Here is a 17,289-nt window from a genome sequence, read left to right as displayed (position 1 = left end):
CATGGCAGATTACCAGGGCAAAAAAGTCGTTATCATCGGGTTAGGCCTCACCGGCCTCTCCTGCGTGGACTTTTTCCTTGCGCACGGCGTGACGCCGCGCGTGGTGGATACGCGCGTCTCTCCGCCAGGTCTGGACAAGCTGCCGGAGCAGGTTGAACGCCACCTGGGTGGTCTGAATGATGACTGGCTGCTGGCCGCCGATTTGATTGTTGCCAGCCCCGGTATGGCGCTGGCGCATCCTTCGCTGAGCGCTGCGGCAGAGGCTGGCGTCGAGATTGTTGGCGATATCGAACTGTTTTGCCGGGAAGCGCAGGCGCCGATCGTGGCGATTACCGGGTCGAACGGTAAAAGCACCGTCACCACCCTGGTGGGGGAAATGGCGAAAGCGGCGGGTAAAAACGTTGGCGTGGGCGGTAACATCGGTCTGCCTGCCCTGATGCTGCTGGATAAAGGGTGCGAGCTGTACGTGCTGGAGCTTTCCAGCTTCCAACTGGAAACCACCTCCAGCCTGCATGCCGCGGCGGCGACGATCCTCAACGTTACCGAAGATCATATGGACCGATATCCGTTTGGCTTGCAGCAGTATCGCGCGGCCAAGCTGCGGGTTTATGAAAACGCCAGCGTCTGCGTGGTGAACGCTGATGATGCACTCACCATGCCGGTGCGCGGCGCTGACGATCGCTGCATCAGCTTTGGCATTAACATGGGCGATTACCACCTGAACCGCCAGCAGGGTGAAACCTGGCTGCGGGTTAAAGGCGAGAAGGTGTTGAACGTGAAAGAGATGCTGCTTTCTGGCCAGCATAACTACACCAATGCCCTGGCGGCGCTGGCGCTGGCGGATGCCGTTGGGCTGCCGCGTTCTTCAAGCCTGAAAGCGCTGACCACCTTTACCGGCCTGGCGCACCGATTCCAGCTGGCGCTGGAGCACAACGGCGTGCGCTGGATTAACGATTCCAAGGCTACCAACGTGGGCAGTACCGAAGCGGCGCTGAACGGACTTCACGTTGACGGCACGCTGCACCTGCTGCTGGGCGGTGACGGCAAATCGGCCGACTTTTCCTCGCTGAAGCAGTATCTCAATGGCGATAACGTGCGCCTGTACTGCTTTGGCCGCGATGGTGGAGAGCTTGCTGCGCTGCGTCCTGAGGTTGCCGAGCAAACTGAGACCATGGAGCAGGCGATGCGCCTCATTGCCCCGCGCGTGAAGCCCGGCGATATGGTGCTGCTCTCGCCTGCCTGCGCCAGCCTCGATCAGTTTAAGAATTTCGAACAGCGGGGCGATCTCTTTACCCGCCTGGCGAAGGAGTTAGGCTGATGCGTTTATCTCTCCCTCGCCTGAAAATGCCGCGCCTGCCGGGATTTGGACTCCTGGTATGGCTGTTTGCGGCGCTTAAGGGCTGGGTGATGGCTTCGCGGGATAAAGATTCCGATAGCCTGATCATGTACGACCGCACGCTGTTCTGGCTTACGCTGGGGCTGGCGGCCATCGGTTTTGTCATGGTGACCTCGGCATCAATGCCCGTCGGGCAGCGTCTGGCTAACGATCCGTTCCTGTTTGCCAAGCGCGACGGGCTGTACATCATTCTTGCGTTCTGCCTGGCGATGATCACCTTACGTCTGCCGATGTCGTTCTGGCAGCGGTACAGTACCGCGATGCTCATTGCGTCGATCGTCATGCTGCTGATCGTTCTGGTTGTCGGGAGTTCCGTTAACGGGGCATCGCGCTGGATCGCCTTCGGTCCGCTGCGTATCCAGCCTGCGGAATTTACCAAGCTTTCCCTGTTCTGCTACCTCGCTAACTACCTGGTGCGTAAAGTTGACGAGGTCCGTAACAACCTGCGCGGCTTCTTAAAACCGATGGGCGTGATTCTGGTGCTGGCGATCCTGCTGCTGGCGCAGCCTGACCTTGGTACGGTGGTGGTGCTGTTTGTCACTACGCTGGCGATGCTGTTCCTGGCGGGAGCGAAGCTGTGGCAGTTCATCGCCATTATCGGGATGGGGATTTCCGCGGTTGTGCTGCTGATCCTCGCCGAGCCATACCGTATCCGCCGCGTGACCTCCTTCTGGAACCCGTGGGAAGATCCGTTCGGCAGCGGCTATCAGCTGACGCAGTCGCTGATGGCGTTTGGCCGTGGCGAAGTCTGGGGACAGGGCCTGGGCAACTCGGTGCAAAAACTCGAGTATTTACCCGAGGCACATACCGACTTCATCTTCTCCATTATTGGGGAAGAACTGGGTTATATCGGTGTGGTATTGGCGCTATTAATGGTATTCTTCGTCGCTTTCCGCGCCATGTCCATTGGCCGGAAAGCGCTGGAGATCGATCACCGCTTCTCCGGTTTCCTGGCCTGCTCAATTGGTATCTGGTTTAGCTTCCAGGCGCTGGTCAACGTTGGGGCCGCTGCGGGTATGCTGCCGACCAAGGGTCTGACGCTGCCGTTGATCAGTTATGGTGGTTCGAGTCTGCTGATCATGTCGACGGCCATCATGTTTTTGTTACGCATAGATTATGAGACGCGTCTGGAAAAAGCCCAGGCGTTTACACGAGGTTCACGATGAATCAACCGAAGCGGTTAATGGTGATGGCAGGCGGTACCGGTGGGCATGTATTCCCGGGGCTGGCGGTTGCGCACCATTTAATGGATCAGGGCTGGCAGGTACGCTGGCTGGGAACCGCGGACCGCATGGAAGCCGACCTGGTGCCAAAACACGGTATCGAGATCGACTTTATTCGCATTTCCGGCCTGCGCGGCAAAGGTATCAAAGCGCTGCTGTTGGCGCCGGTGCGCATTTTTAACGCCTGGCGTCAGGCGCGCGCCATCATGAAACGCTTCAGGCCAGACGTCGTTCTGGGCATGGGCGGTTACGTTTCCGGCCCCGGCGGGCTGGCGGCGTGGTCACTGGGTATTCCCGTTGTTCTGCATGAGCAGAACGGCATCGCCGGCTTGACCAACAAATGGCTGGCAAAAATTGCCACCAAAGTGATGCAGGCATTTCCGGGTGCTTTCCCCAACGCGGACGTTGTGGGTAACCCGGTGCGCGTCGACGTGCTGTCGCTGCCGCTGCCGGAGAGCCGCATGACGGGGCGTGATGGTCCGGTTCGCGTGCTGGTAGTGGGCGGTTCCCAGGGGGCTCGTATCTTAAATCAGACGATGCCGCAGGTTGCCGCAAAGCTGGGCGAGGCCGTTACCATCTGGCACCAGAGCGGGAAGGGCGCTCAGCAGACCGTTGAGCAGGCGTATGCGCAGGAAGGGCAGCCGCAGCATAAAGTCACTGAATTTATTGACGACATGGCCGCAGCCTATGCGTGGGCCGATGTCGTGGTCTGTCGCTCGGGCGCGCTGACGGTGAGCGAAATTGCCGCTGCCGGTTTGCCTGCACTGTTCGTGCCGTTCCAGCACAAAGACAGACAGCAGTACTGGAATGCGCTGCCGCTTGAGAAAGCGGGCGCCGCGAAGATTTTTGAGCAGCCACAATTTACCGCCGAGGCGGTCGCTACCACCCTGGCGGGCTGGAATCGGGACGTATTGCTGGAGATGGCGCAACGCGCACGCGCGACCGCCATCCCGGATGCAACCGAGCGGGTGGCAAAAGAAGTGAGCCTGGCAGCCCGGGCATAATTCTCGCAGCGCGTGTTGCGCTGCACGATTTTTTTGAAGTAGTCGATGGCGTTTAGAGAATGAATACACAACAACTGGCAAAACTGCGTTCTATCGTGCCCGAGATGCGTCGCGTCCGGCACATTCACTTTGTCGGCATCGGTGGTGCTGGCATGGGCGGTATTGCCGAAGTGTTAGCTAACGAAGGTTATCAGATCAGCGGGTCAGATCTGGCGCCAAACCCTGTTACGCAGCAGCTGGCGTCGCTTGGGGCGACTATCTATTTCAACCATCGCCCGGAAAACGTGCGCGATGCCAGCGTGGTTGTGGTGTCGAGCGCCATCTCCGCTGATAACCCGGAAATCGTTGCCGCGCACGAAGCGCGCATTCCGGTGATCCGCCGCGCGGAAATGCTGGCGGAGCTGATGCGCTTCCGTCACGGCATTGCGGTTGCCGGCACGCACGGTAAAACCACCACGACAGCGATGGTGTCCAGCATTTATGCGGAAGCGGGTCTCGATCCGACGTTCGTCAACGGTGGTCTGGTGAAAGCGGCCGGCGTGCATGCGCGCCTGGGCCACAGCCGTTATCTGATTGCGGAAGCGGATGAGAGCGACGCGTCGTTCCTGCACCTGCAGCCGATGGTGGCGATCGTCACCAATATCGAAGCTGACCATATGGATACCTACCAGGGCGACTTCGAGAACTTAAAGCAGACCTTTATTAATTTCCTGCACAACCTGCCGTTTTACGGCCGTGCGGTGATGTGCGTGGACGATCCGGTGATCCGCGAGCTGCTGCCGCGCGTCGGGCGTCAAATCACCACCTATGGTTTCAGTGAAGACGCTGACGTACGGGTAGAAGATTACAAACAGATTGGTGCGCAGGGGCATTTCACCCTGGCGCGTCAGGATAAAGAGCTGCTGCACGTCACCCTGAACGCTCCGGGACGTCACAACGCCCTGAACGCGGCGGCGGCGGTAGCGGTGGCGACGGAAGAAGGCATTGACGACGACGCTATTCTGCGCGCGCTGGAAAGCTTCCAGGGTACCGGCCGTCGTTTCGACTTCCTCGGTGAATTCCCCCTGGAGCCGGTGAACGGTAAAACGGGCACGGCGATGCTGGTGGACGATTATGGCCATCATCCGACCGAAGTTGACGCGACCATTAAAGCGGCGCGCGCGGGCTGGCCGGAGAAGAATCTGGTGATGATCTTCCAGCCACACCGCTTTACGCGTACCCGCGATCTGTATGATGATTTTGCGAACGTACTTTCGCAGGTCGATACGCTGCTGATGCTGGACGTTTACGCCGCAGGCGAAACGCCGATTCCGGGGGCGGACAGCCGTTCTTTGTGCCGTACCATTCGCGCACGCGGTAAAGTGGACCCTATTCTGGTTTCCGACCCTGCACAGGTGGCTGAAATTCTGGCACCGGTCCTGACGGGTAACGATTTGATCCTGATTCAGGGCGCGGGAAATATCGGCAAAATCGCCCGTACCTTAGCTGAAATCAAACTGAAGCCGCAAACTCAGGAGGACGAGCGTCATGGCTGATAAGATTGCTGTCCTGTTTGGCGGCACGTCCGCCGAGCGCGACGTTTCTCTCAATTCCGGGGCTGCCGTGCTGGCGGGCCTGCGTGAGGGTGGCGTAGACGCGCATCCGGTCGATCCGAAAGAGGTGGACGTCACGCAGCTTAAAGCGATGGGCTTTGATAAAGCCTTTATCGCGTTGCACGGTCGCGGTGGCGAAGACGGTACCCTGCAAGGGCTGCTGGATCTGATCGGCATGCCGTACACCGGCAGCGGCGTAATGGCATCCGCTATCTCCATGGATAAACTGCGCAGCAAACTGCTGTGGCAGGGGGCGGGCCTGCCCGTTGCGCCATGGGTTGCGCTGACGCGTCGTGAATATGAATCAGGGCTGTCGGATAGCGTTAATGCCCGCATTGCCGCGCTCGGCTTGCCGGTTATTGTTAAGCCGAGCCGCGAAGGGTCAAGCGTCGGGATGTCTAAAGTCGATAAAGCTGCACATTTGGCGGACGCTTTAGCGCTGGCATTTCAACATGATGATGAAGTTCTGATTGAAAAATGGCTCAGCGGACCGGAATTTACCGTCGCGATGCTTGGCGAAGAAATTTTACCGTCAATTCGCATCCAACCCGCCGGAGTCTTCTATGATTATGAGGCGAAGTATCTCTCTGATGAGACGCAATATTTCTGTCCAAGTGGTCTTGAAGATGAACGTGAAGCCGAATTACAGTCTCTGGTGCTTAAAGCATGGCATGTTCTTGGGTGTCGTGGCTGGGGGCGCATCGACGTGATGCTCGACGGCGACGGGCAATTTTATCTGCTGGAAGCAAATACTTCTCCAGGCATGACCAGCCATAGCCTTGTGCCAATGGCGGCGCGTCAGGCAGGAATGAGCTTCTCGCAATTAGTCGTACGTATACTGGACCAGGCGGGCTGATATGTCTCAGGCTGCATTGAACACGCGCAACCGCGATGACGAAGAAGAATATTCTTCTTCGCGCCGGAGTAATGGAACGCGTCTTGCAGGGATAATCTTCCTGCTCGGGGTGCTGTGCACCGTGTTTATCAGCGGCTGGATGGTGCTGGGCTGGATGGAAGATGCGCAGCGGTTGCCGCTGTCGAAGCTGGTCGTGACCGGGGAGCGTCATTACACGCGTAACGATGATATTCGCCAGTCAATACTGGCGCTGGGATCGCCTGGCACCTTTATGACGCAGGACGTTAATATTATCCAGAGCCAGATTGAACGTCTGCCGTGGATAAAACAGGCGAGTGTAAGAAAGCAATGGCCTGATGAATTGAAGATTCATCTGGTTGAATATGTGCCCATTGCGCGTTGGAATGATCAGCACATGGTTGACGTAGACGGAAATTCGTTCAGCGTCCCGAGCGATCGTGTCAATAAGCAGAATTTACCGATGCTGTATGGCCCGGAAGGCAGCGAAAACGAAGTATTGCAGGGTTTTCGTGAGATGGGAAAGGTGCTGGCTAAGGACCGCTTTACGTTAAAAGATGCCGCGATGACGGCGCGCCGTTCCTGGCAGTTGACCTTAACGAATGGCATTAAGCTCAACCTTGGCCGCGGCGACACAATGAAACGTCTGGCGCGTTTTGTAGAACTTTACCCGGTTTTACAGCAGCAGGCGCAGACGGATGGCAAACGGATAAGCTACGTTGATTTGCGCTATGACTCAGGCGCAGCAGTCGGTTGGGAGCCGGCTCCGGTCGAGGAACCTAATCAGCAACAGAATCAGGCACAGGTACAGGCAGAACAACAATGATCAAGTCGACGGACAGAAAATTGGTAGTAGGACTGGAGATTGGCACCGCGAAGGTTGCCGCTTTAGTAGGGGAAGTTCTGCCCGACGGTATGGTCAATATCATTGGCGTGGGCAGTTGCCCGTCCCGTGGTATGGATAAAGGTGGGGTAAACGACCTTGAGTCGGTGGTGAAATGCGTTCAGCGCGCCATCGACCAGGCTGAATTGATGGCAGATTGCCAGATTTCCTCTGTCTATCTGGCCCTCTCTGGTAAGCACATTAGCTGCCAGAACGAGATCGGTATGGTGCCGATTTCTGAAGAAGAAGTGACGCAGGAAGACGTTGAGAACGTGGTTCACACGGCGAAATCCGTGCGCGTGCGCGACGAGCACCGCGTACTGCATGTGATCCCGCAGGAATATGCGATCGACTATCAGGAAGGGATCAAGAATCCGGTCGGCCTGTCCGGCGTACGCATGCAGGCAAAAGTGCACCTGATCACATGTCACAACGATATGGCGAAGAACATTGTAAAAGCCGTTGAACGTTGTGGCCTGAAAGTTGACCAACTTATTTTCGCCGGTCTGGCCGCGAGCTATTCCGTGCTGACCGAAGACGAACGTGAACTGGGCGTCTGTGTGGTCGATATTGGTGGTGGTACAATGGACATGGCTGTCTATACCGGCGGTGCGTTGCGCCACACCAAAGTGATCCCGTACGCCGGGAACGTCGTGACCAGCGATATCGCTTACGCCTTTGGTACGCCACCGAGCGATGCAGAGGCGATCAAAGTGCGCCATGGTTGTGCGCTGGGCTCTATCGTCGGTAAAGATGAGAGCGTTGAAGTGCCGAGCGTTGGTGGACGACCGCCGCGCAGCCTGCAACGCCAGACGCTGGCAGAGGTGATCGAGCCGCGCTATACCGAGCTGCTCAATCTGGTCAACGAAGAGATTTTGCAGCTACAGGAACAGCTTCGCCAGCAGGGTGTGAAACATCATCTCGCGGCGGGGATTGTATTAACCGGCGGGGCAGCGCAAATTGAAGGTCTTGCGGCCTGCGCTCAGCGCGTGTTCCATACGCAGGTGCGTATTGGTGCGCCGCTGAATATCACCGGTTTAACGGATTATGCTCAGGAGCCGTACTATTCAACGGCGGTGGGCCTGCTGCACTACGGGAAAGAATCCCATTTAAGTGGTGAAGCAGAGGTGGAAAAACGCGTCTCGGTGGGGTCGTGGGTCAAACGACTTAACACCTGGTTGCGAAAAGAATTTTAATTTTTTAAGAGACCGGAGAGAATTAGCGGTCTCGGGCGACAGGCACAACGGAGAGAAACTATGTTTGAACCAATGGAATTAACCAACGACGCGGTGATTAAAGTCATCGGCGTCGGTGGCGGCGGCGGTAACGCCGTAGAGCATATGGTGCGCGAGCGCATTGAAGGTGTTGAATTCTTCGCGGTGAACACCGATGCGCAGGCACTGCGTAAAACGGCTGTTGGCCAGACGATCCAGATTGGCGGTGGCATCACCAAAGGTCTGGGCGCTGGGGCTAACCCTGAAGTGGGCCGCAATGCGGCTGAAGAAGATCGTGAAGCCCTGCGCGCTGCACTGGACGGTGCAGACATGGTCTTCATCGCAGCAGGTATGGGCGGCGGTACGGGTACCGGTGCAGCACCTGTTGTGGCGGAAGTCGCTAAAGATTTAGGTATTCTGACCGTTGCCGTCGTGACCAAGCCTTTCAACTTTGAAGGCAAGAAGCGTATGGCTTTCGCGGAGCAGGGTATCACCGAGCTGTCTAAGCACGTGGACTCTCTGATTACCATCCCGAACGACAAGCTGCTGAAAGTGCTGGGTCGCGGCATCTCTCTGCTGGATGCTTTTGGCGCAGCAAACGACGTGCTGAAAGGCGCGGTTCAGGGTATCGCCGAACTGATTACCCGTCCTGGCCTGATGAACGTTGACTTTGCAGACGTTCGCACCGTGATGTCCGAAATGGGCTACGCGATGATGGGCTCTGGCGTGGCGAGCGGTGAAGACCGTGCGGAAGAAGCCGCTGAAATGGCGATCTCTTCTCCGCTGCTGGAAGATATCGATCTGTCTGGTGCGCGCGGCGTGCTGGTCAACATTACCGCTGGCTTTGACCTGCGTCTGGATGAGTTCGAAACCGTAGGTAACACCATCCGTGCATTCGCCTCTGACAATGCGACCGTGGTAATCGGTACTTCCCTTGACCCGGAAATGAACGACGAACTGCGTGTGACCGTTGTTGCGACCGGTATCGGTATGGACAAGCGTCCTGAGATCACTCTGGTGACCAACAAACAGACTCAGCAGCCTGTGATGGATCGTTACCAGCAGCACGGTATGGCGCCTCTGACTCAGGAGCAAAAACCAGCTGCGAAAGTGGTGAACGACCCGACTCCACAAACGGCAAAAGAGCCAGATTATCTGGACATCCCGGCGTTCCTGCGTAAGCAAGCTGACTAAGAATTGGCTGGAATTTGGGGATTTGCGCTCTTTGTGCTAAACTGGCCCACCGTTAGTGATATACACTCTCGGTTGGATAGTTAATTTGGCGAGATTATACGATGATCAAACAAAGGACACTTAAACGTATCGTTCAGGCGACTGGTGTCGGTTTACATACCGGCAAGAAAGTCACACTGACGTTACGCCCTGCGCCGGCCAATACCGGGGTCATCTATCGTCGCACCGACTTGAATCCACCGGTAGATTTTCCGGCCGATGCCAAATCTGTGCGTGATACTATGCTCTGTACTTGTCTGGTGAACGAGCATGACGTGCGGATTTCTACCGTAGAGCACCTGAACGCCGCCCTGGCGGGTCTGGGTATCGACAACATCATTGTTGAAGTCGATGCGCCAGAAATCCCGATCATGGACGGAAGTGCTGCTCCGTTCGTTTATTTGTTGCTGGATGCCGGCATCGAAGAACTGAACTGCGCGAAGAAATTTGTTCGCATTAAAGAGACCGTTCGCGTCGAAGATGGCGACAAGTGGGCTGAATTCAAACCGTACAATGGTTTTTCGTTGGACTTTACCATCGACTTTAACCATCCGGCGATTGATTCCAGCACCCAGCGCTATGCGATGAACTTCTCTGCGGATGCGTTTATGCGTCAGATTAGCCGAGCACGTACTTTCGGCTTCATGCGCGATATCGAATATTTGCAGTCCCGCGGCCTGTGCCTGGGCGGCAGCTTCGATTGTGCCATCGTTGTTGACGATTATCGCGTACTGAACGAAGACGGCCTGCGTTTTGAAGATGAGTTTGTTCGTCACAAAATGCTGGACGCGATCGGCGACCTCTTCATGTGTGGTCACAATATTATTGGTGCATTTACCGCGTTTAAATCCGGTCATGCGCTGAACAACAAACTGTTGCAGGCAGTCCTGGCAAAACAGGAAGCCTGGGAATATGTGACCTTCGAAGACGAAGCCGAACTGCCGCTGGCGTTCAAAGCACCGACTATGGTCCTGGCGTAACGGTTCAAGCCGTTTCGTAAGAAAAGCGACTGGTTCACCTGGTACTCTCTCCGACCAGGGAAGCCAGTCGTTTTTATTTCTGCACTTCTTTGATTTGTCCCTCTCTGCCTGGCCTGCGTCGGGTGCCGAATAACGGTGTGTTCGCTGCATTATTGACCGTTTTTACCTGCTGCGGGGCGTCATTCCTGCTGCTGTGTATTGGCTTTAGTGGTAATATCTGGGCGCTAAAAAAGAATAACTGAACTCAGCCTGCATTGGCGGGCGAATGTGGTGGAGCAAGTGAGCGGAATACTGACGCGCTGGCGACAATTTGGCAGACGTTACTTCTGGCCGCATCTCTTATTAGGGATGGTCGCGGCGAGTCTCGGCTTGCCTGTGCTCAGCAACAGCGCAGAAGCGGCTTCGCCGGCGCGTTCCACCACGACCAAACACGATCTCACCACGCGGGTTAACTTTACTAACCTCGCGTGGCTCGAAGCCAGCCGTCGTCCCAATTTCTCTGTTGATTACTGGCAGCAGCACGCCATCCGCACGGTTATCCGCCATCTGTCGTTCGCGATGGCGCCCCAGACGATGCCTGTTGCTGAAGAAACGCTGCCGGTCCAGGCTCAGCACCTTGCTCTGCTCGATACGCTTAATGCGCTCCTGACGCAGGACAACCAGCCGCCCGTCACCGTGAGTCAGACGGCACAAACCTGTTTTGTTTCCCCCGCATCATTCTCCATTTCGACATGGATTAGCCAGGTTCACGGCATCCGTGCCGGGCCTCAACGCCTCAGCTAAATTAACCTTTTTCAATACCTTAATTTATCTGCCCATCTGGGGCGTTTGAGAATTTATTATGCTAATCAAATTATTAACCAAAGTTTTTGGTAGTCGTAACGATCGTACCCTGCGCCGCATGCGCAAAGCGGTAAACGTCATCAACGGTATGGAACCGGCGATGGAGAAGCTCTCTGATGACGAGCTGAAGGCTAAAACTGCGGAGTTCCGCGCGCGTCTGGAAAAAGGCGAAACCTTAGAGAGCCTGATCCCTGAAGCCTTTGCCGTTGTGCGTGAAGCGAGTAAGCGTGTGTTCGGCATGCGTCACTTCGACGTACAGCTGCTCGGTGGTATGGTGCTTAACGAGCGCTGCATCGCGGAAATGCGTACCGGTGAAGGTAAAACCCTGACCGCAACGCTCCCGGCTTACCTGAATGCCCTGACCGGTAAAGGCGTTCACGTTGTTACCGTCAACGACTATCTGGCGCAGCGTGACGCCGAAAACAACCGTCCACTGTTCGAGTTCCTCGGCATGACCGTTGGCATTAACATGTCCGGCCTGCCGGCACCAGCCAAGCGTGAAGCCTATAACGCCGACATCACCTACGGTACCAACAACGAATACGGCTTTGACTACCTGCGCGACAACATGGCGTTCAGCCCGGAAGAGCGCGTGCAGCGCAAGCTGCACTATGCGCTGGTGGATGAGGTTGACTCCATTCTGATCGATGAAGCGCGTACCCCGCTGATCATCTCCGGCCCGGCCGAAGACAGCTCTGAGATGTACCGTAAGGTCGACAAAATCATTCCTCACCTGCTGCGTCAGGAGAAAGAAGACTCCGATACCTTCCAGGGTGAAGGTCACTTCTCCGTCGATGAAAAAGCGCGTCAGGTGAACCTGACCGAACGCGGTCTGGTGAAAATTGAAGAGCTGCTGGTAGCAGAAGGCATCATGGAAGAGGGCGAGTCCCTGTACTCCCCGAGCAACATCATGCTGATGCACCACGTCACCGCCGCGCTGCGCGCGCATGCGCTGTTCACCCGCGACGTCGACTACATCGTCAAAGACGGTGAAGTCATCATCGTCGATGAACACACCGGCCGTACCATGCAGGGGCGTCGCTGGTCTGATGGCCTGCACCAGGCCGTTGAAGCGAAAGAAGGCGTGGATATTCAAAACGAAAACCAGACGCTGGCATCCATCACCTTCCAGAACTACTTCCGTCTTTACGAGAAGCTGGCAGGGATGACCGGTACCGCTGATACCGAAGCGTTTGAATTCAGCTCCATCTATAAGCTGGATACCGTGGTTGTGCCAACCAACCGTCCGATGATCCGTAAGGATATGCCGGACCTGGTGTACATGACCGAAGCGGAAAAAATTCAGGCCATCATCGAAGATATTCGCGATCGTACCGCTAAAGGCCAGCCGGTGCTGGTGGGGACCATCTCCATTGAGAAATCTGAGGTGGTGTCCAACGAGCTGACCAAAGCAGGCATCAAACACAACGTTCTGAACGCCAAGTTCCACGCCAAAGAAGCGGACATCGTTGCGCAGGCGGGCTATCCGGCTGCCGTGACCATCGCCACCAACATGGCGGGTCGTGGTACCGATATTATGCTGGGCGGCAGCTGGCAGGCCGAAGTGGCAGAGCTGGAAAACCCAACGCCTGAACAGATTGCCCAGATCAAGGCCGACTGGCAGGTGCGTCACGACGCGGTGCTGGCGTCCGGTGGTCTGCACATCATCGGTACCGAGCGTCATGAATCTCGTCGTATCGATAACCAGCTGCGTGGTCGTGCGGGTCGTCAGGGTGATGCCGGTTCTTCCCGCTTCTACCTGTCTATGGAAGATGCGCTGATGCGTATTTTCGCCTCCGACCGCGTTTCCGGCATGATGCGTAAACTGGGCATGAAGCCAGGCGAAGCGATTGAGCACCCGTGGGTCACTAAAGCGATTGCTAACGCCCAGCGTAAGGTTGAAAGCCGCAACTTCGACATCCGTAAGCAGCTGCTGGAATATGATGACGTCGCTAACGACCAGCGTCGTGCGATTTATACCCAGCGTAACGAACTGCTGGACGTGTCCGACGTAAGCGAAACCATCAACAGCATTCGTGAAGACGTGTTCAAAGCCACTATCGACGCGCATATTCCGCCTCAGTCTCTGGAAGAAATGTGGGATATTGAAGGCCTGCAGGAACGTCTGAAAAACGACTTCGATCTTGAACTGCCAATCAAAGAGTGGCTGGACAAAGAGCCAGAGCTGCATGAAGAGACCCTGCGCGAACGTATTTACGAAACCGCGCTGGAAGTCTACAAGCGTAAGGAAGAGGTGGTTGGCGCCGAGATGATGCGTCACTTCGAGAAAGGCGTTATGTTGCAGACGCTGGACTCCCTGTGGAAAGAGCACCTCGCGGCGATGGACTACCTGCGTCAGGGTATCCACCTGCGCGGTTATGCGCAGAAAGATCCGAAGCAGGAGTACAAGCGTGAATCCTTCTCCATGTTTGCTGCAATGCTGGAGTCGCTGAAGTACGAAGTCATCAGTACCCTGAGCAAAGTTCAGGTGCGCATGCCGGAAGAAGTGGAAGCGATGGAGCAGCAGCGTCGTGAAGAGGCTGAGCGTCTGGCGCAGATGCAGCAGCTGAGCCACCAGAACGACGAAAGCGAGGCCGCAGCGGCAATCGCAGCGCAGACGGGCGATCGTAAGGTGGGGCGTAACGATCCGTGCCCTTGCGGTTCCGGCAAAAAATACAAGGCGTGCCACGGCCGCCTGAGCTAAGAACATAACAAACTGAAAAGGCGCAGATATCTGCGCCTTTTTTATGGAAGTGCCAATATGAAAACACTGCAAATTGCCGTCGGGATTATTCGCAACCCGCAAAACCAGATCTTCATTACCCAACGTGCAGCCGATGCGCACATGGCCAACAAATGGGAGTTCCCGGGCGGGAAAATCGAATCGGGCGAAACGCCGGAGCAGGCGCTGGTGCGTGAGCTTCAGGAAGAGGTCGGCATTACTCCGATTGGCGCAACGCTGTTTGATAAGCTGGAATACCAGTTTCCGGATCGTCACATCACGCTCTGGTTCTGGCTTGTGCAAAGCTGGGAGGGAGAACCCTGGGGGAAAGAGGGGCAGCCGGGTGGCTGGGTTACGCTTCACGCGAGTGATGCCGGAAAATTTCCTCCGGCAAATGCGCCCGTCATATCCCGGCTAACGGGCAACCTTTAGGCCTGCTAAGCGAAGCGCCAGCAGGCTTTGAACGCTACTGCTGGTTCTCGCTCCAGTCATCGCTATCCGAGAGGCCGCCTTCGCTGGGAATGCGTTTCTCTTCCGCTGCCCATTCGCCCAGGTCAATAAGCTGACAGCGCTTGCAGCAGAATGGGCGAAATGGGCTCACTTCGCCCCAGACAACGGTTTTCCCACAGGTTGGGCAGTTTACGGTAGTTACGTCAGACATCGGCACTCCTTAACAACAGGCCAGTTCAAAATCGAGGCGTTCCGGCACGGTGCCATGTTCGCTGTCCAGCGGCATAAAGCGGATCGCGAAACGGCTTTTATGCCCCGAAATCTGCGGATAAAGCTGCTCGCCAAGAGACAGGTTCAGACGCAGAAGATCGGCATCGTCGCCGTTGTCCTGATAAAAGCCGTTGAGGCTGGTTTGCTTGCGGAACGGGGCAGAATTACGGACAAGATCGAGGATCAGCGATAGCGCCTGATTCATCGGCTCCAGGCTCGCCAGCCAGCCGTTCACCTGGCGATCGCGCTGCTCCTGCGGCATGTGTAACCACATATGCAGCGTTGGCAGATCGAAGCTACAGCATCCGCCCGGTATGCTCAGACGCTGGCGCACCAGCGCGATCAAACGATCTTCTCGCAGAAACTGCCCGACGCGCGGCGCTGCCATCAGCGTCGTGCTGCTGTTTTTCAGCTGCTGGCGTAACGCGTCAATTCGACTTTGGTCCACGCCGGGCACTTCGGCCCAGGCCTGTAGTTTACGCTGCTGGCGTTCCAGCTCTTTCAGCAGCTCAGTGCGGACATCGCCGCGTTCAATTACATCCAGCAGATCGCCCACGTTGCGGAAAAAATGCAGCGCGGTGGCGTGATCGTTGACGGGCAGGTGTTGTGAAAGCTGCTGGATAAGAAATTCTATGCGCAGCCAGGTGCGCATTTTTTCGTTAAGCGGGTGCTCAAAAAGGATATGAGTCGACATTATGGTTTTTCCTGTGCAACGGCCTGCGCGGCGAAGGTCAGATACTGCGCGTGCAGACGAGCAACATCCGATGCAATGGCATCTGGTGCGCCGTTATTATCAATAACATCATCCGCAACGGCAAGGCGCGCTTCGCGCGTGGCCTGAGCGGCAAGAATTTGTTCAGCATGCTCACGAGAAACATGGTCACGGGCCATGGTTCTCTGGATCTGCGTTTCGCGGGAAACGTCAATCACCAGCGTTCTGTCCGCTTTTTTCTGAAGCTGGTTTTCAACCAGCAACGGAACAACCCACAGCACATAGGGCGAGCTGGCTGCGGCCATTTGACGCTGGGTTTCCTGGTGGATAATGGGGTGGAGCAGGGCATTAAGCCAGGCCTTTTCCGCAGGATCGGAAAATATGCATTCACGGAGCTGTCGCCGGTTTAGCGTACCGTCAGCCTGTATAACGCTGCTGCCAAAATGTGCTTCGATGGCTTGTAAGGCGGGTGTATTTGGTTCTACCACCTGACGGGCAATGATATCTGCGTCGATAATCGTAATGCCGAGACGAGAAAACGCGTCCGCAAGGGTGCTTTTACCACTACCGATGCCGCCGGTTAATGCGACGATATACCCCATTACATAAGATCCTGGGAATTATTCATTTATAAAATCAGTTGCTTAAAGTTCAAACTTTCAACAGCGAATGTTTAGCCCTCTTTACCCGCTTTTTATCAGGTAAATTTATAGGATTGTAGCGTAAAAAAAGTGATTTTCGCAGTCTTGCGGAGCAGGTATTAGTGCGTATGATAGCGTCACTGGAGTTGTGCTTTCACTATTTTTGCCTCTAACCCCAGGAATCCGCACATGCGTATCGAAGAAGATCTCAAGTTAGGTTTCAAAGACGTTCTTATCCGCCCTAAACGCTCTACGCTGAAAAGCCGCTCAGACGTTGAACTCGAACGTCAATTCACCTTTAAGCATTCCGGTCAGACGTGGTCTGGCGTGCCGATTATTGCCGCCAACATGGACACAGTCGGTACCTTCGAAATGGCTACCGCACTGGCGCAGTTCGACATCCTGACTGCGGTACACAAACACTATAGCGCTGAAGAGTGGAATGCGTTTGTTGCCTCCGCCTCTGCTGACGTGGTGAAGCATGTGATGGTGTCTACCGGTACGTCTGATGCAGATTTCGAGAAAACCAGGCAGATCCTGAACGCGAATCCGGCGCTGAATTTTGTCTGTATTGACGTGGCGAACGGCTATTCCGAACATTTCGTGCAGTTCGTCAGCAAGGCGCGTGAAGCCTGGCCAACGAAAACCATCATCGCCGGCAACGTGGTGACCGGAGAGATGTGTGAAGAGCTGATCCTTTCTGGAGCTGACATCGTTAAGGTGGGCATTGGCCCGGGTTCCGTATGCACCACGCGTGTGAAAACCGGCGTGGGTTATCCGCAGCTGTCGGCGGTAATCGAATGCGCTGACGCGGCGCACGGCCTGGGCGGCCAGATCATCAGCGACGGTGGCTGCACCATGCCGGGCGATGTAGCGAAAGCCTTTGGCGGTGGCGCAGACTTCGTCATGCTCGGCGGCATGCTGGCTGGTCACGAAGAGAGCGGCGGTACCGTGGTGGAAGAGAACGGCGAGAAATTCATGCTGTTCTACGGAATGAGCTCTGAATCTGCGATGACCCGTCACGTGGGCGGTGTAGCAAAATACCGTGCCGCGGAAGGTAAAACCGTTAAGCTGCCGCTGCGTGGCCCTGTTGAGAACACGGCGCGCGATATCCTCGGCGGTTTGCGCTCTGCCTGCACCTACGTTGGTGCTTCCCGCCTGAAAGAGCTGACTAAACGCACGACGTTTATCCGCGTTCAGGAGCAGGAAAACCGCGTATTCAATAGCCTCTGACGGCTACAGCTGGCGCGCA

General features: G+C 56.1%; 16 protein-coding genes. 13 read left to right on the top strand and 3 right to left on the bottom strand.

What is annotated here, in order from left to right; genetic code table 11:
* Position 1 precedes the first annotated feature (1 nt).
* The 12 genes from murD (at position 2) to mutT (ending at position 14,396) form a co-directional block, all read left to right on the top strand.
* On the top strand, positions 2-1,318 hold the full coding sequence (murD, locus tag OWK27_RS12605; RefSeq protein WP_267590496.1) for a UDP-N-acetylmuramoyl-L-alanine--D-glutamate ligase: 1,317 nt from the start codon (positions 2-4) through the stop codon (positions 1,316-1,318).
* Positions 1,318-2,562 carry a cell division protein FtsW gene (gene ftsW, locus OWK27_RS12600; protein ID WP_267590495.1) on the top strand — a complete coding sequence of 415 codons (1,245 nt, stop codon included), beginning with the start codon at positions 1,318-1,320 and terminating at the stop codon, positions 2,560-2,562. The genes murD and ftsW overlap by 1 nt, the downstream gene beginning before the upstream one ends.
* Positions 2,559-3,623 carry an undecaprenyldiphospho-muramoylpentapeptide beta-N-acetylglucosaminyltransferase gene (murG, locus tag OWK27_RS12595; RefSeq protein WP_148420078.1) on the top strand — a complete coding sequence of 355 codons (1,065 nt, stop codon included), beginning with the start codon at positions 2,559-2,561 and terminating at the stop codon, positions 3,621-3,623. Before ftsW ends, murG begins: the two co-directional genes overlap by 4 nt.
* Positions 3,624-3,682: 59 nt before the next feature.
* Positions 3,683-5,158, top strand: coding sequence for a UDP-N-acetylmuramate--L-alanine ligase (gene murC, locus OWK27_RS12590; RefSeq protein ID WP_148420079.1), 1,476 nt, complete (start codon positions 3,683-3,685; stop codon positions 5,156-5,158).
* Positions 5,151-6,071 carry a D-alanine--D-alanine ligase gene (locus OWK27_RS12585; protein ID WP_252004700.1) on the top strand — a complete coding sequence of 307 codons (921 nt, stop codon included), beginning with the start codon at positions 5,151-5,153 and terminating at the stop codon, positions 6,069-6,071. The genes murC and OWK27_RS12585 overlap by 8 nt, the downstream gene beginning before the upstream one ends.
* Position 6,072: 1 nt before the next feature.
* Positions 6,073-6,915: a cell division protein FtsQ gene (gene ftsQ / locus OWK27_RS12580; protein WP_148420081.1), complete on the top strand. Its 843-nt coding sequence runs from the start codon at positions 6,073-6,075 to the stop codon at positions 6,913-6,915.
* Entirely contained in the window at positions 6,912-8,168 is a 1,257-nt protein-coding gene (ftsA, locus tag OWK27_RS12575) for a cell division protein FtsA (protein ID WP_003856340.1), read from the top strand. Before ftsQ ends, ftsA begins: the two co-directional genes overlap by 4 nt.
* A 60-nt stretch (positions 8,169-8,228) precedes the next feature.
* A complete protein-coding gene (gene ftsZ / locus OWK27_RS12570) occupies positions 8,229-9,380 on the top strand; it encodes a cell division protein FtsZ (RefSeq protein ID WP_003856338.1) in 1,152 nt (383 codons plus the stop codon).
* 101 nt (positions 9,381-9,481) lie between these two features.
* Complete coding sequence (gene lpxC / locus OWK27_RS12565) at positions 9,482-10,399, top strand: UDP-3-O-acyl-N-acetylglucosamine deacetylase (protein WP_006810110.1); 918 nt, start codon at positions 9,482-9,484, stop codon at positions 10,397-10,399.
* A gap of 279 nt (positions 10,400-10,678) precedes the next feature.
* Positions 10,679-11,182 (top strand): secA translation cis-regulator SecM, encoded by a 504-nt coding sequence (gene secM, locus OWK27_RS12560; protein ID WP_148420082.1) that lies wholly within the window; start codon positions 10,679-10,681, stop codon positions 11,180-11,182.
* Positions 11,183-11,240: 58 nt separating this feature from the next.
* Positions 11,241-13,946, top strand: coding sequence for a preprotein translocase subunit SecA (gene secA / locus OWK27_RS12555; protein ID WP_267590494.1), 2,706 nt, complete (start codon positions 11,241-11,243; stop codon positions 13,944-13,946).
* A 57-nt stretch (positions 13,947-14,003) separates the two neighbouring features.
* Positions 14,004-14,396, top strand: coding sequence for an 8-oxo-dGTP diphosphatase MutT (gene mutT, locus OWK27_RS12550; RefSeq protein ID WP_267590493.1), 393 nt, complete (start codon positions 14,004-14,006; stop codon positions 14,394-14,396).
* Positions 14,397-14,430: 34 nt separating this feature from the next.
* Here mutT and yacG read toward each other — a convergent pair whose 3' ends face one another.
* Genes yacG through coaE form a run of 3 tightly spaced genes read right to left on the bottom strand, consistent with a single transcriptional unit; the run spans position 14,431 to position 15,998 of the window.
* Positions 14,431-14,625: a DNA gyrase inhibitor YacG gene (gene yacG, locus OWK27_RS12545; RefSeq protein ID WP_252004703.1), complete on the bottom strand. Its 195-nt coding sequence runs from the start codon at positions 14,623-14,625 to the stop codon at positions 14,431-14,433.
* 9 nt (positions 14,626-14,634) lie between these two features.
* Entirely contained in the window at positions 14,635-15,378 is a 744-nt protein-coding gene (zapD, locus tag OWK27_RS12540) for a cell division protein ZapD (RefSeq protein ID WP_148420084.1), read from the bottom strand.
* On the bottom strand, positions 15,378-15,998 hold the full coding sequence (gene coaE, locus OWK27_RS12535; protein ID WP_252004704.1) for a dephospho-CoA kinase: 621 nt from the start codon (positions 15,996-15,998) through the stop codon (positions 15,378-15,380). The genes zapD and coaE overlap by 1 nt, the downstream gene beginning before the upstream one ends.
* Positions 15,999-16,226: 228 nt before the next feature.
* Here coaE and OWK27_RS12530 point away from each other — a divergent pair, with 228 nt between their 5' ends.
* The gene (locus OWK27_RS12530) at positions 16,227-17,270 is read left to right on the top strand and encodes a GMP reductase (RefSeq protein WP_148420086.1); all 1,044 of its coding nucleotides are present in this window, start codon (positions 16,227-16,229) and stop codon (positions 17,268-17,270) included.
* Positions 17,271-17,289: the final 19 nt, after the last annotated feature.

Origin of the sequence: Enterobacter cloacae complex sp. 2022EL-00788, from assembly GCF_026627565.1 — a bacterium.
GTDB lineage: Bacteria > Pseudomonadota > Gammaproteobacteria > Enterobacterales > Enterobacteriaceae > Enterobacter > Enterobacter pasteurii.
The sequence above is the reverse complement of the archived record's forward strand: the minus strand, read 5'-3'. Positions and strand labels throughout refer to the sequence as shown.